The organism is Thalassolituus pacificus, from assembly GCF_025318105.1.
GTDB classification, from domain to species: Bacteria; Pseudomonadota; Gammaproteobacteria; order Pseudomonadales; family Oceanobacteraceae; genus Venatoribacter; species Venatoribacter pacificus.
The window spans coordinates 103,735-117,581 of sequence record NZ_JAOANI010000012.1 but is presented as its reverse complement, the minus strand read 5'-3'; the positions used below and the strand labels follow the sequence as shown (position 1 = coordinate 117,581).

The 13,847-nt window shown below is 55.6% G+C and carries 16 protein-coding genes and 1 riboswitch; of the genes, 8 read left to right on the top strand and 8 right to left on the bottom strand.

Annotated elements, in window-relative coordinates; all coding sequences use genetic code 11:
- Positions 1 to 54: 54 nt before the first annotated feature.
- Positions 55 to 278: riboswitch (cobalamin riboswitch) on the bottom strand.
- A gap of 136 nt (positions 279 to 414) precedes the next feature.
- Genes NYR02_RS03570 through NYR02_RS03560 form a run of 3 tightly spaced genes read right to left on the bottom strand, consistent with a single transcriptional unit; the run spans position 415 to position 4,533 of the window.
- Positions 415 to 2,355: a two-component system sensor histidine kinase NtrB gene (locus tag NYR02_RS03570; protein WP_260975022.1), complete on the bottom strand. Its 1,941-nt coding sequence runs from the start codon at positions 2,353 to 2,355 to the stop codon at positions 415 to 417.
- Between the two features lie 60 nt (positions 2,356 to 2,415).
- Positions 2,416 to 3,393 carry a ketopantoate reductase family protein gene (locus NYR02_RS03565; RefSeq protein ID WP_260975021.1) on the bottom strand — a complete coding sequence of 326 codons (978 nt, stop codon included), beginning with the start codon at positions 3,391 to 3,393 and terminating at the stop codon, positions 2,416 to 2,418.
- Positions 3,394 to 3,447: 54 nt separating this feature from the next.
- The gene (locus NYR02_RS03560) at positions 3,448 to 4,533 is read right to left on the bottom strand and encodes a hypothetical protein (protein WP_260975020.1); all 1,086 of its coding nucleotides are present in this window, start codon (positions 4,531 to 4,533) and stop codon (positions 3,448 to 3,450) included.
- A gap of 187 nt (positions 4,534 to 4,720) precedes the next feature.
- Between NYR02_RS03560 and NYR02_RS03555 the strand changes: the two genes are divergently transcribed.
- Both NYR02_RS03555 and NYR02_RS03550 read left to right on the top strand, forming a co-directional pair.
- A complete protein-coding gene (locus NYR02_RS03555) occupies positions 4,721 to 5,206 on the top strand; it encodes a YajQ family cyclic di-GMP-binding protein (RefSeq protein WP_260975019.1) in 486 nt (161 codons plus the stop codon).
- Positions 5,206 to 6,636, top strand: coding sequence for an AmpG family muropeptide MFS transporter (locus NYR02_RS03550; protein ID WP_260975018.1), 1,431 nt, complete (start codon positions 5,206 to 5,208; stop codon positions 6,634 to 6,636). Before NYR02_RS03555 ends, NYR02_RS03550 begins: the two co-directional genes overlap by 1 nt.
- Before the next feature lie 138 nt (positions 6,637 to 6,774).
- Here NYR02_RS03550 and NYR02_RS03545 read toward each other — a convergent pair whose 3' ends face one another.
- The 4 genes from NYR02_RS03545 to NYR02_RS03530 form a co-directional block, all read right to left on the bottom strand.
- Positions 6,775 to 7,368 (bottom strand): NAD(P)H-dependent oxidoreductase, encoded by a 594-nt coding sequence (locus NYR02_RS03545; RefSeq protein WP_260975017.1) that lies wholly within the window; start codon positions 7,366 to 7,368, stop codon positions 6,775 to 6,777.
- A 93-nt stretch (positions 7,369 to 7,461) separates the two neighbouring features.
- Positions 7,462 to 7,824, bottom strand: a complete 363-nt coding sequence (locus NYR02_RS03540; RefSeq protein ID WP_260975016.1) for a MerR family transcriptional regulator — start codon at positions 7,822 to 7,824, stop codon at positions 7,462 to 7,464.
- The gene (locus NYR02_RS03535; protein ID WP_260975015.1) at positions 7,818 to 8,735 is read right to left on the bottom strand and encodes an ROK family protein; all 918 of its coding nucleotides are present in this window, start codon (positions 8,733 to 8,735) and stop codon (positions 7,818 to 7,820) included. The genes NYR02_RS03540 and NYR02_RS03535 overlap by 7 nt, the downstream gene beginning before the upstream one ends.
- A 121-nt stretch (positions 8,736 to 8,856) precedes the next feature.
- Complete coding sequence (locus NYR02_RS03530) at positions 8,857 to 9,207, bottom strand: PilZ domain-containing protein (RefSeq protein WP_260975014.1); 351 nt, start codon at positions 9,205 to 9,207, stop codon at positions 8,857 to 8,859.
- Positions 9,208 to 9,265: 58 nt separating this feature from the next.
- Here NYR02_RS03530 and cobU point away from each other — a divergent pair, with 58 nt between their 5' ends.
- From cobU to NYR02_RS03500, 6 genes are all read left to right on the top strand, one after another.
- The gene (gene cobU, locus NYR02_RS03525; protein ID WP_260975013.1) at positions 9,266 to 9,802 is read left to right on the top strand and encodes a bifunctional adenosylcobinamide kinase/adenosylcobinamide-phosphate guanylyltransferase; all 537 of its coding nucleotides are present in this window, start codon (positions 9,266 to 9,268) and stop codon (positions 9,800 to 9,802) included.
- Between the two features lie 51 nt (positions 9,803 to 9,853).
- Entirely contained in the window at positions 9,854 to 10,909 is a 1,056-nt protein-coding gene (gene cobT / locus NYR02_RS03520; protein WP_260975012.1) for a nicotinate-nucleotide--dimethylbenzimidazole phosphoribosyltransferase, read from the top strand.
- Between the two features lie 16 nt (positions 10,910 to 10,925).
- Positions 10,926 to 11,570, top strand: a complete 645-nt coding sequence (locus tag NYR02_RS03515; RefSeq protein WP_260975011.1) for a histidine phosphatase family protein — start codon at positions 10,926 to 10,928, stop codon at positions 11,568 to 11,570.
- Positions 11,567 to 12,352 carry an adenosylcobinamide-GDP ribazoletransferase gene (gene cobS / locus NYR02_RS03510; RefSeq protein WP_260975010.1) on the top strand — a complete coding sequence of 262 codons (786 nt, stop codon included), beginning with the start codon at positions 11,567 to 11,569 and terminating at the stop codon, positions 12,350 to 12,352. Before NYR02_RS03515 ends, cobS begins: the two co-directional genes overlap by 4 nt.
- A 69-nt stretch (positions 12,353 to 12,421) precedes the next feature.
- Positions 12,422 to 12,757 (top strand): hypothetical protein, encoded by a 336-nt coding sequence (locus tag NYR02_RS03505; protein WP_260975009.1) that lies wholly within the window; start codon positions 12,422 to 12,424, stop codon positions 12,755 to 12,757.
- Complete coding sequence (locus NYR02_RS03500) at positions 12,757 to 13,047, top strand: hypothetical protein (protein WP_260975008.1); 291 nt, start codon at positions 12,757 to 12,759, stop codon at positions 13,045 to 13,047. Before NYR02_RS03505 ends, NYR02_RS03500 begins: the two co-directional genes overlap by 1 nt.
- Before the next feature lie 14 nt (positions 13,048 to 13,061).
- Here the strand turns inward: NYR02_RS03500 and NYR02_RS03495 are convergent, their stop codons facing one another.
- The gene (locus NYR02_RS03495; protein WP_260975007.1) at positions 13,062 to 13,694 is read right to left on the bottom strand and encodes a LysE family translocator; all 633 of its coding nucleotides are present in this window, start codon (positions 13,692 to 13,694) and stop codon (positions 13,062 to 13,064) included.
- Positions 13,695 to 13,847: the final 153 nt, after the last annotated feature.

The window sequence follows — 13,847 nt, the reverse complement described above, 5'->3', positions numbered from 1 at the left end:
TGCGCTGCAATGATGCAGCAGTTATTGCGATCGGTCTCCGTCGCCCACCGCAACGTCAGTATCGTTATTCAGGCCGGTATCCGGGCTTACAACCTGAGCTGAGAGCAGCTCGCTGATAACACCTTCCCATGCACAGCACAGTGGCATTTGTTATCAGTATGGTTGATCACCGTTGCGGGGGCAGCGCTGGATTGGCGGTAGGAACACGCGACACCAGACTTCCCGTTTAACCCTCGTCAGTAAAAATGCTGAGGGCACCTGAAAGCGCGAAGGGTATAGAGCCCTGTGCGATGGGTCAATAGCGAGGGTACAAAAGGCAGTGAATTATCCACATGGTTGGCTTGAAAATAATTCATCTGGTGTTGGTGTTTGTATGGGTATTGGTGTTCTGAGTCAAAGTGATTATGCCTGGGTTCAATCACCCGCTGGCAGAGCAATCTCAAAACAGGCTCCGCCTTGCTGGCTGGCAGGGCGATAGCGCAGCTGTCCATGGTGGTGGCTGGTAATGATGAAATAAGAAACGAATAAGCCCAGCCCGGTGCCTTCTCCCACGTCTTTGGTGGTGTAAAACGGTTCGAAAATATGTGCGGCAACGGCTGCGGGAATGCCTGGCCCATTGTCTTCCAGCACAATCACCTGCTGTTGGTCGCGATGTTCGATGCTGAGGTGAATCATCGGTTGCCAGTGCGTATCTTCCGACGGGTAATCGCTCAGCGCCTGCACGGCATTTTTCAACAGGTTCAGCAGCACCTGTTCGATCTCGCCAGGCAGACACTCGACCCAGGCGGGGGATGTGCTGGCGGAAAATTTCAGCTGAATATGGCGTAAACCAAAATCCCCGCGGGCGATGGTCAAGGTGTTATTGATCAGGGCGTTCAGGTCGATGTGTTGTTTTTGTTGTTGATCGCTGCGGGAAAATTGCAGCATGTTGGCAATAATATTGGCGGCGCGTTCTCCCGCCTGTTGAATATTATCCATAAACTGCAGGATATGGCGTTGCTGCAAATAAAGATCCAGATTTTCCAGCGGCAGACCGGTTTCTGCTGCAATACGTTCGTTGGCCGGCAGGCCCGGCTGCAGACGGCGGCGAATATTTTGCAGGTTCTGTAAAATCGCTCCCAGCGGGTTGTTAATTTCATGGGCAATACCGGTTGCCAGTCCGGCGACCGTCATCATCTTCTCGCTGTGTACCATAATTTCTTCGAGCTGCAGGCGCTGTGATACGTCATCAATACGCAGTACCAGCTTTGCCTGTTGCTGTTCCGGCAACGGATAAATCATGGTGTCGGTCATCAGCGGCTGAATAAAACTGTTAATCGCCAGTCTTTCCAGTTTATGAGTGGCCGAATTCTGTTCGGCAGCATTCAGCAGATCGGCGTGGGGGGAGAGTTCCGGAATCAGCTGCAGCAAGTGGCGGCCGGTTAATTGCTGGCGCTGTTTACCCAGCCAGTCTCCGGCCTGCTGATTGCATTGCACAATACGCAGTTGGGCATCCAGAGTGAATAATGCCGATGGCATCGCATTAATAATACCGTCGAGCAGCGTCTGGGTATTTTTCAGCTGGGTTTCGATGCCGCGCCGCACGGAAATTTCCTGCGCCAGGTTTTCGTTAATCTGGCGTGTTTCGGTGGACAGCCGGGTCGCTCGCAGGCGTGCGCTTTCTGCCTGTTGATGGGCATTACGTAAATTCCGGGTGCGTTGATCGTACTGCCACAGTAAATCATTCAGTGCATTGGTCAGCGGCTGAATATCCGGATCATCGCTGCGGATCGTAATGGCTTCTTCTTTTTCACCATCACGCGTGGCGCGACGCACGCTGCTCAGTAATTGCAGGTAAGGGCGCTTTTGCCAGCGTCGGGTCAGGGCGTACAACGCAAAAATCAGCAGGGCAGAAATGCTGACCACAAACAACGTGGTGGTCAGGGTATCAAGAATAAAAAAGCCGGGCAGGGAGCGATCACTGATCACCAGTAGTTGCAGTTCACCACGCGGACTGCTGAGCCGGTATTGATGCAGTTTGCTGACCAGCAGGCTGTCGTCAAGACTGGCTGAAAGTTGAGGCGCGCGCCGGTAACTGTGGCTGATGCGTTCACCATGGCTATTGTAGAGCGCCGCTTCGCGGATCTGAAAATGACGGGTAAAACGCTCCAGCATGGATTGCAGTGTTGGCAGGTCGGTAATGTTGTGGGTCAGCTGAATCTGCAGAATATCGGCAAAAGCGTCACTGATTTCCGGTGCTAATTGCTCGCGCCCGACGCGATCGGCGGCGGCAATATACGCCAGTGTGGTGAGGATAATAATCAGCGCACAGACCGTCACTGTGGCCAGCATGGTTTTCTGCCGCGCTAATAACATGGTGACTGAAGTCTCCTGTGCGTGTCCTGCTGCATCCTGCCAGTCCTCATTTTGTTTCTGTCAGTCGGATAGCTGCCGCATTAACCGGGCGGTCAGCGGCAGTGTCAGACCCAGGCTCTGTGCCTGCTGTTGCAGGTATCCACAAATAAACACCAGCTCGGTGGGTCTGGCCGCAAGAATATCCTGCAGTGTGGAGGAGCGGTTTGCGGCCGTGGCCTGCGCCACCTGCTGTACGCGCTCGCTCAGATCCTGAGACAGTGGCCAGTGCAATTGTTGGTACAGATCGGCTACTTCTGCCGCCAGTGCCTGTAACTGTGGCAGATAAAGCGGGTTGCTGACCAGCTCGCCGTTATGGCAACGCAGTACGGCGGTCAGCGGATTGATCACAGCATTTACGGCGAGTTTTTCGCGCATTCTGGCGGGAATATCACGGACGGACTCTATCCCCGGAGGCAGTGGTGTTGTGTCTGTGTTGTCATTATCGGCAGGGTTTTCCTGCGCCCAGCGCCCGGCGATGGTCTGTCCGGCACCGGCAAACACCACCTCGCTGCCTTGAGGGTTATTGGCGGCACGCCGGTAAGCACCAGCGGTGGAAATTCCGGCCCAGAGCTTTGTATGCAGCCGGTGTTGTGCCAGCCAGTCAGCGCATTGCTGCTGTTGCCCCATTCCGTTTTGTAATAACAGCAGATTGTTGACCCGTGGCAGATGGTTGAGCCAGGGTTTTAAAGCCGTCAGTGTATCGCCGGCTTTGGTGGTCAGCACCAGCCAGTCGAGGGGTTCGCCCTGCCAGCAGGGGAGTTGCCATTGCTGATGCTCTGCTGTTTGCTGCTCTGCCGTTTGCGCTGCGGGGGTGAACAGATTGAGGGTAAGCACAGATTTATGATCGCGGGGCAGAGCAAACACCTTGTGTTGCCGCCAGTGGCTGGCCATCAGCGTACCAACCGCCCCCATGCCCAGCAGGCCAATACTCAGCGGCGCTTGTGGTGATCGCTGCGAAGACGGTGAAACGTGATAAACGGAAGAGGATGAAGTCGTCATCGCACGATTATAAGCAGGCCGGGCGCGGAAAGCAGCCACGGCCCGCGGATGACGTTAATGGGGTATGACGCTGTCGTCTGCGGTTTCTGCTGTGGCCGGGCTGTCAGGGCTTATGCTGCTGTGCTCAGTGTCGGCAGCAATTCGGTTGTCAGCCGGTTCGGCATGCTCGGCGGTCGGATTGTCAGTACGTATGCTGGCCATGGTTGCGAGCACGGGTGCTGAAGGGGACCACTGTTGGGCCAACTTGTCGCGGATGTTGCGGGTGTGATCGGCCGGCAGATTACGCAGCCACAGCTGCAGGCGCACTTCATCTTCATCCACCAGTTTGGTCATGGCTTCCAGATGGACACCGCGTTCACGCAGCAGCCAGATAACCAATGGCATAAGGTGATGAAAGCGGCGGCGGTTATGTTTGTCGCACAGCTCGGCGGTGCTCAGATTAAACTGTCGGGCAACCAGTTGGCAGGCATCGTCGAACATGCGCTGAATGTCGTTGCGTGAATAGGCTGACTGAATTAATGCCTCTTTTTTCAGATGCTGATCGACCCACTGATCGCGTGCCAGCGCCTGATAAAGCGGATGACTGCCGTGAATCAGATCAAGTTTGGGCTTGAACGGCGCTTTCATGACATCGATGTAATGCTGGGCGCGGTTACGGCGGCCATTGACCAGCAGGTTCAGCATGGATTCGGTATCGAGCCAGGCAGGAGGATGAGGCTCACGGTAATAGCGGTCGCTGCTCCATGGCCACAGGCTGGCATCGGCGACCAGAGCGCATTGCACCGGCCAGTGATGCAGCTGCAACACCAGATCAACCAGACTGGCACGTTCATCGACCAGTAACACCACGCCCTGATCGGATAAAACCTGACGGCGTTTGTGCCAGCAGCGCTCATGCATGCTGTCGAAGGCGGCCTGGATATCGTCCATCACCTCGGTCCAGTCACGCTGGCAGCGCAGCACAAATTGCATGTGCTGATCGTCCAGAACATAAGCGAGCAGGCGGGTTCCGGCCACTTTGGACAGAATATTGAGGCCATATTCATACTCAAATACCGAGTTGAAAATGGGCTGGTCTTTCGCTCCGGTCACTGCGAAGTAATACACTCCGGCGCCGTGCAGGGTCATTTTGGTTTGCATAGCAAAAATTTTAGCTGACTTTTGTATAGTCGCCAGTGAGGCCACGCCGTCAGTACCGCTCTGCTGAGACTTTGGCTTTATCGGCCGTGGACGGTATACAATGCCGCTCTTTCGTGGAGCTGGCTGCTATCCCGCTGGCTCCCAGATTTTTACCGGCCGCCTTCAGGCCCTGATAAGGAGAATTTTTATGCCTTCATTTGACGTCGTATCTGAAGTCGACAAGCACGAAGCCCAGAACGCGGTCGATCAGGCCAATCGTGAACTGAGCACGCGTTTCGATTTCCGTGGTGTGACCGCCAGTTACGAGCTGAAAGATCTGATCGTGACCATGACCGCTGACCATGAATTTCAGATCGACCAGATGAAATCCATGCTTACCGGTGCCATGACCAAACGTGGCATTAAGGTGAGCTGTCTGGAGTTTGGCAAACTGGAAGGTGCGGGTAAGCAGGTCAAAGTAAAAGCGACCATGCGCCAGGGCATCGACAGTGATCTGGCCCGTAGAATGGTCAAAATGGTCAAAGACAGCAAGATCAAAGTGCAGGCGTCTGTGCAGGGTGAAACCGTGCGCGTACAGGGTAAAGCCCGTGACGATCTGCAGGCCGTGATGGCCATGTTCCGCAGCGAAGAAAGCATTGATATGCCACTGGCGTTCAAGAACTTTAAAGACTGATGATCATCCCTTATTTCCGCATCCCGCCGGAGGTAAAGCGCTGGCTCAAAGAAGCCTGGGAAATTTATCGGCAGAAGCCGGTATTGGTGATCACCCTGTTGGGCTTCAGTGCCGGATTGCCTTACCTGCTGGTGTTTAGCACGCTGACAGCCTGGCTGCGGGATGAGGGGATAGAACGAACCACCATCGGTTTTTTTGCCTGGGTCGGTATTACCTACTCGGTCAAAGTGTTCTGGGCGCCGGTGGTCGATCGCCTGCGGTTGCCGGTGCTGAGTCGCTTTGGTCAGCGTCGCAGCTGGATTTTTCTGGGTCAGTGCGGCATTGCCGGTGGCCTGCTGCTGATGAGTTTTGCCCATCCGCAAGATTCGTTATGGATGATTGCCCTGGCGGCACTGCTGGTGGCTTTTTCGGCGGCAACACAAGATGTCGCGCTGGATGCGTTACGGATTGAGTCGGCGGACGATGAGCAACAAGGAGCCATGTCGGCGGCCTATATTTTTGGTTATCGGCTGGCCTTGCTGGTGACCGGCGCGGGTGCTCTGTATATCGCTGAATTTGCCAATTGGCACATCGCTTACCTGACCATGGCCCTGCTGATGGTCGTGGGCATGCTGGCCATTTTCTGGGCCGATGAACCGCCTCATCAAACGGCAGACGAGCGTGGCCGCAATGAGATTTTGCTGGTCGATGAAATCATGGGGCGGCCAATGCACCTGCAACAGCGTCCGCGCTGGCAGCGTTGGCTATTAGGGGCCGTTATCTGTCCGGTGCTTGAATTCTTCCAGCGTAATGGCCAGTTTGCATTGCTGATTCTGGCTTTTATCGCTTTATTCCGCCTCAGTGATATCACCATGGGTATCATGGCCAATCCTTTCTATCTCGATCTCGGTTACAGCAAAGCGGAGATCGCCAGTGTGGCCAAAGTGTTTGGCTTCTTTATGACCATTTTGGGCTCTGCACTGTGCGGGGTTCTGGTGGTGAAATACGGCATTATGCGGCCCTTGCTGCTGGGCGCGGTGATGGTCGCCGTGACCAACCTGCTGTTCGCGCTGCTGGCGCTGATCGGTAACCTTGGTACGCCACCGCTGACAGCGCTGGCGGTGGTTATCAGCGCTGATAACCTCAGCGGGGGGATTGCCGGTACCGCCTTTATTGCCTACTTGTCGAGCCTGGCTAATAAAAACTACACCGCTACACAATACGCGCTGTTCAGTTCGCTGATGACGTTACCGGGGAAATTCATTTCCGGCTTCTCCGGCTGGGTGGTGGATGTTGCCGGCTATATGGAATTTTTTATGGTCGCGGCCGGACTGGGGTTGCCCGCCATTATTCTGGTACTGGTGCTGATGCAACATCAGCGTCGTGAAGCCGAATTGTCAGAACCATTATCTGCGCAGGAGCCTGCGGGCAGCACCTCCGAAATGCGTTAGCCCTCGGCGCTTTCTTTGTTATCAACCACGGCTGCAGAATCAGGCTGTGGTGATACGGCCCTCTTTAAATATTCGCCGCAATTTTGGCAGATTGAAGGCACCTCTGAATAATTCAGCGGTGCCTAAAACACGGAGCGTTTATTGACGCAGAATACGGCGGCCTTTTTCGGCAGCCTGTTCGAGCCATTGCTGACGTTGTTTTGCGCTGGATTTGATCACCGGCCCGAACAGCGTGGTGGTAACCGGTTTGAAACCACAGAAACCCAGGGTGGCATGGTTCAGCTGATACACCGCCGGAGCTTTCTGAAACCAGCGGAAATACCAGGGCGGGGTATCGAGCGTCAGAAACACTTCGGCACTTTTACCGCGCAGCAGCTTTTCCTGCAGGGTTTGCCCGGCCTCATAACGGAAGGCAAAACCGGGCAGCAGGCTGCGGTCAAACAGGCCTTTCAGACGTGCCGGAACACTGCCCCACCAGACGGGAGCGACCAGCAACAGATGATCGCAATCACGTAATGCCTGCTGAAAACTGAGCAGGTCCGCTTCCAGCGGAGCTTGTTCGGCATAACCCTGGCTGAGGTTGGCATTAAACTGCATGTCGGCCAGATCAAAGCGCTGAATTTCAGCCCCCTTATCCCCCTTGGCCGCCGCGTTCTGGTAAGCGTCAGCCAGCGCCCCGCACAGACGGTTACGGTCTGGGTGGCCGTTGAGGATCAGAATGTGTTTGGGCATAAGCAGAAAACTCCGGTAGGTATGATTGGGTTTTCAAGTATCGGGTCTGCCCCTAAGGGCAGAGTCAAGACCGGGCAGGATTAAAGGACAGCATCATATTTTTTCTGCTGGCAGCAGCGGACAATCGCTGATGCTGCTCAGGCAATGGTCGAGCTGCTGCAGGCGTTGTTGCTGGCGCATCACTTCGGCTTCGACTTCACCACGGAACTGCAGCAAAAACGTGCGCAGCGTGCTCCAGTCAGGCTGTTGATTCTGATAACGGATGGCGGCTTTCAGCCGTTGCAGCGGAATACCCAGAGCACGGGCTTCACGGATCAGCAGCAACAGATCGATATCGGCCGCCGAAAAGTGGCGGTAACGGCCGATCCGCTGCGGTCGGATCAGGCCCTGCTGTTCGTACAGGCGGATGGCTTTCTGGCTCAGCCCGGTCTGTTTTGATACCGCGCCGATCAGCATGCCGCCGCTCCCAGCCAGGCGGCACCGCGTACACCGCTGGAATCACCATGCAGCGCCTGTTTCAGCGGTGTGCTGACGGAATCGGAGAACACGTATTCAGCCCAGAGTTTAGGGACTTCCTGATAAATGCCGGGCAGGTTGGAGACACCACCGCCCAGTACAATCACGTGCGGATCGATCAGGTTGATGACACCGGCCAGGGCTTTGGCCAGACGCCGGTAGTAGCGCGCAAGCACCGTCTGCGCCTGTGGGTCCTGTTGTTCGGCCAGCGTGTTCCACTCCTGCGCGCTGAGGCTGAGGCCGGTTTCCTGTGCCGCCTGCTGGCGCAGTCCGGGGCCGGATAACAGGGTTTCGAGGCAGCCTTTCTGGCCGCAGTAACAGTCGATTTCAGTGTCGGAGGCTTCACGCCACAGCAACGGGTTGTGCCCCCATTCACCGGCGATGGCATTGGGGCCACTGAGCAGACGGCCGTTGATCACCCAGCCGCCGCCGCAACCGGTGCCGATAATCACCGCAAACACTGAGGCAAAACCGGCGCCGCTGCCGTCGCTGGCTTCGGACAGGGCAAAACAGTCGGCGTCGTTGGCCAGTACCAGCGGGCGTTGCAGCAGAGGGTGCAGTTGCTTTTGCAGATCGCCCTGTAAATCGCGGCCGATCAGGCAGGTGGTGTTGGCGTTTTTGATCAGTCCGCTGGCGGGGCTGACCGCACCGGGAATACCAATACCCAGGGAAAAGTCATTGCAGCTGAGACGACTGGCGGCACTTTCCACCATGGCCGTGATATTGGCGACAATGGCGTCATAAGAGTGTGTGGGAGTGGTCGTACGCTCGCGCAGCAAGGTGTTGCCCTTTGGGTCGAGGACGATGATTTCGGTTTTGGTACCACCCAGGTCGATGCCGAATTGCAGCATGGTGAAGGCTCGTCAGAAAGAAACTGGCGGCAGTGTAACAGCCTGTAGGCGCTCGCCAACAGATTGTTGAAGGAAGAATCAGGGCCTGTTTAATGAGTATGAACAGGCCCTTAAAGGAGAATTACTCGTGCGCGTGGCTGTAGCCTTTCAGCATGACGTCAAAGGTGTCGTCCTGTTGGCTGATGCGGCAACCGCTGCCGTAGAGGCTGGGGGTGATTTTGTCACACCAGACGACTTCAGCACGGCATTGGCCGGTACGGCGGCTGTTGGCGTGCGGGGCAATGTCGACCAGATCAATCTGCAATGTGGTGCCGGGTTGCAGTTGATCGTAGGTGGAAATCATCACGCCCTGTTCCGAGCAGTCGACCAGCAGGCCAAGGTATTCCTTACTTTGCCGTTCGAATACACTGACGTTGCTTTTCAGAATCCAGCGTGGGTGCATGCGTTGTTCGTGGTCAGAGTTCGTACTCATTGATCTTTCTCTGGTAAGTTTCCATTTTTCTAGTGTAGACCCAAGGTTACTAAACAACATGAACAGGCTTGAACTGATTCTGGGCGGTGCACGTTCGGGCAAAAGCCGTTACGGCGAGGCTCAGGCAGAGCAGCTGGCCGGTGAGGCTGCGGAGGTGGTGTATATTGCCACCGCACAGGCGCTGGACGGCGAAATGCAGCAACGCATTATCCATCATCGTGAGCAGCGCCCGGCGCACTGGCTGACGCTGGAAGAGCCTTTGCAGCTGGCAGTCGCGCTACAGCGTGTGCGGACAGAGCATCCGGCGGCGGTGATTCTGGTTGACTGCCTGACCCTGTGGCTGACCAACTGCCTGCTCAGTGATCAGAACGATTACTGGGAACGGCAGAAAGCAGCGTTAATGGATGAGCTGCAACAGTTACAGCAGCCGCTGCTGCTGGTGTCCAACGAAGTGGGCTATGGCATTGTGCCGATGGGCGAGCTGAGCCGGCGCTTTGTTGATGAGGCCGGACGGCTGCATCAGGACATTGCCCGGCTGGCGCATGATGTGACGCTGGTGGTTGCGGGTATTCCCATGGCGGTTAAGCGCGGTTAAGGTGCACGCCTTTTACAATGAATGTTTTATCAATAAATTAAGACAGGTGTTATGACCGTTGAATTCTGGTGGCAACAGGCCACCGCTCCTCTTTCTGCTGAAACCCAACAACAGGCGCTGGAGCGTCAGTCACAATTAACCAAACCACCGGGTTCTCTGGGCCAGCTGGAAGACATTGCCGTGGCTTTTGCTGCCTGGCAGGGGCAGGTTAAACCGCAGATTAATAACCCCCAGTGCGTGGTGTTTGCCGGTGATCATGGTGTGGTGGCGCAAGGTGTATCGGCGTTTCCGCAGGCGGTGACGGTTGAGATGCTGAAAAACTTTGTTGCCGGCGGTGCTGCGATTTCGGTGCTGGCACGTTTCCATACTATGGGGCTGTCGGTGGTGAACTGTGGCACGGCGTTCCCGGCCGACCAGCTCAGCGGCGTGATTCAGCGCGCGGTGATGTCCGGTACCAACGATTTTTCACAGCAGGCCGCGATGAGCAACACTCAGGCGCTGCAGGCTCTGCAGATTGGCGCCGAGCAGATCGACCGTCTGCATGGTGAAGGCTGTGACCTGTTTATTGCCGGTGAGATGGGTATTGGTAACACCTCGGCGGCCAGCTGCCTGAGCGCCTTGTTATTAAAGCAGGATGTGAATGCTCTGGTTGGCCCGGGCACCGGTGTACAGGGCGAAGCCCTCAGTCATAAACAACAGATTCTGGCGCAAAGCTGTGAGCGTGCCCGGACGCTGGCGGATTCGCCACTGGCCGCGCTGGAGCAGTTGGGCGGACTGGAAATTGCCGCCATGGCCGGCGCTTATCTGCGTGCTGCGCAGCTCGGTATTCCGGTGCTGGTGGATGGTTTTATTGCCAGCTCTGCAGCCTTGCTGGCGGTGCAGCTGAATGCCGGCACCCGTGACTGGATGCTGTTTGGTCACAGTTCTGCCGAACCAGGTCACCGCGCCTTACTGACCGCGCTGGATGGCAAGCCGCTGGTGCAGCTGGGGATGCGTCTGGGCGAAGGTTCCGGTGCGGCGGTGGCGGTGGGTCTGGTACAGCAGGCGCTGGCGCTGCATAACCAGATGGCGACCTTTGCTGAAGCCGCAGTACAGTCCGGTAACTGAAATAAGGAAGCCGCTGATGAGCACCACCCGTATCGATCTTATCCGTCACGGCGAACCGGAAGGTGGCAACGTCTTTCGTGGTCGTACCGACCATGCCCTGACTGAGCTTGGCCGCTGGCAGTTTGCCGAACGGGTGCGCCGCTTTGACAGCCGCTGGACGTGGATTGTCAGCTCGCCGCTAAGCCGCTGCCATAGTGCGGCGGAACAACTGGCCAGCGCCCGTCAGCTGCCGCTGTTGTCCGATGAGCGCTGGGCGGAGATTGATTACGGCGACTGGGAAAACCGCGAGGTCAGCGAGGTGATGGCTGAATATGCCGATGACTCGCGCCGTTTGTGGGCGGATCCGCTGAATTTCTGCGCGCCGAATGGCGAGCCGGTACCGCAGTTGCAGCAACGGGTGGTGGCTGCCTGGCAGGAATTACTCGACGTTCACCGTGGTGAACATCTGCTGCTGGTCAGCCATGGTGGCGTGATGCGTGTATTGGCGCAACACCTGTTGAGTCTTGCGCCGGAAGCCATGAACCGGCTGGCCATTCCGTATGCCGGTTTACTGCGCTTTCGCATTGATCACAGCGAGTACGAAGGCAAGGCACAGGTTTGGGTCAGTCTGGAGGGTATGGACGGCTCGGTCCTGCGCCCGGACGATGAGGAGGCGCTGTGAATCTGCACTGGTGGGCATTCTGGTATGCCATGGCTTTTCTGACGCGTCTGCCAACGCCGTATTTAAAACGTGTGGACGATGCGGTCGCGGCCCGCTCGCTGGTGTTTTATCCGCTGATCGGTTGCTTGCTTGGCCTCAGTTTGCTGGCTTTTACCGCCGCCGGCTTTTTTTATAATCCGCAGGTTTCGCTGCTGCTGTTAGCCGCTTTATTGTTATCCATCTGGGTGGCGTTTAGTGGTGCTTTGCATCTGGATGGTCTGGCCGACAGTGCCGATGCCTGGGTGGGCGGACTGGGCAATAAAGAACGCACGCTGGCGATTATGAAAGACCCGCAAAGCGGGCCGATGGGCGTTACCGTGGTGGTGGTGGTTTTGCTGGTTAAATTTGCCGCCATTTATGCGTTGCTGGATAAAGCGTCTGGCGTTAATGGTTCATGGAATATCTGGTTGTTACTGGCCGGTTTTATGCTGGTGCCAATGCTCGCCCGAGGTTCTGTTCCGGGTTTGCTGGCAACCACACCTTATGTTCGTAAAAAAGGCTTAGCCAGTGCGCTGGTGGCGGGGGCAACGCCGTTAGTGGTCGGCATTACCGGAACGCTTCTGGCATTGCTGGCCGGTGTGTTTTTACAGACGCAGGCGCTGTTTATTCTGGCTCTGTGGCTGACCATTCTGATGATGGCCCGTGCGGCGATGATAAAACGCCTGGGCGGCTGTACCGGTGATACGCTGGGTGCCACCATCGAAATTCAGGAAGCTCTGCTGCTGGCGGCCATTGCTTTGTAATGTTGTTTTCCGCTGATGCAGTGCAATGTTATTCTGCCCATCAATATAAAAATGATCCGGAATACCCTTGTGCGTAACGTATTAATTCCCTTGTTAACCCTTTTTTTACTGGGCTGTGGCCCGGAAGTCGACGATGCCGATCAACCCGTTGGTACGACCTCATCGGTGACGATATACAATGAAGCCTTTACCAGCCTGAAAGATTTTTATCTTTCTGACGGCAGCGGCTATGGCCCCAATCAGATTGAAGGTAAATTTATTTCTACCGGTCAGAGTTATACCGTCAGCGATATTGAATGCGGAAAAAGCTACACCATGAAAGCGGTGCGTACCGATGCGACAGAAGTGATTCAGAAAGATGTTCTGCTCAAATGCGGCTTTGATTATATATGGAGGGTGAAGTAATGCTGCGCAACAATATATTACTGCCGGGTGTGTGTGGACTGATTTTTTCTGCGGTTGTAATTGCTGGCGAACAGAATGTATCTGCTAATGGAAGCAGCTATCCGGATACCACCACTGCCGAAGTGGATTCTTCTGCTTTCGGTAATTATTACGAGTTGGAAGAGCGGTCTTCAATGCAGGAAATTATCCGCGAAGTGGGTGAGCCGGTGGGTTCTTCAAAGTACATTCCGCGCCAACCTGACCATTCGCTGCCTGCTGAGCAGGCAGAGTTCACACAGCAGTTCGATTGATGCCGAAGATGAAATTACTGGCGACTGGCCAGTAATTTCACGCCCAGAGCAATCATGGCTCCGCCTAAAATACGGTCAATCCAATGACCGAAGCGTTTAAAGCGCACTGACACCGCCGGACGGGACAGCATCATGACCACCGCAGAAAACCATGCCATCTGAATCAGCATGATCCACACACCGTAAATCGCTAATTGATACAGCGGCATATCGGACGATAAAACCAGCGTAAATAATGAAACAAAATACACCGGTGCTTTAGGGTTTAACGCATTGCATAAAAAACCGGCACCAATGCTGCGTGCGGCCGTTTTTGGTTTTGCCGTTATTGCTTCTGTGGGAGCATTGTCCATGCTGCCGGCTTTACTTTTCAGCCCCTGAATACCCAGATATATCAGATAACAGCCACCGGCGATTTTCAGTATCAATAACGCGAATGCCGAGTTAGCCATCAGCGCAGCCAGGCCAACGGCTGAATACGCTATATGTACCGACAGCCCGAGCGAAATACCTAAGCTACTGAGCAGTCCGGCTTTGCGCCCGTGGCGTAAGGTTTGTTGGCTGACAAAAATAAAGTCGGGGCCGGGAGAGGCGGCCGCCAGCAGATGGATGGAAGTAATCAGCAATAAGCCCTGTAATAAATCCATAATTCCTCAGTGAGAAACGTTTTGCCTGGTGATCAGCAGAAGCTCGGATATTGAAAAGTAAACATGGGCCCGGCAGGCCAGAACGGGCCCGCTTTCTGTTAGCGCCAGGGTTTATGGGGCTGGCAGATGCCGGGCTGTCGATTAAAACACCAG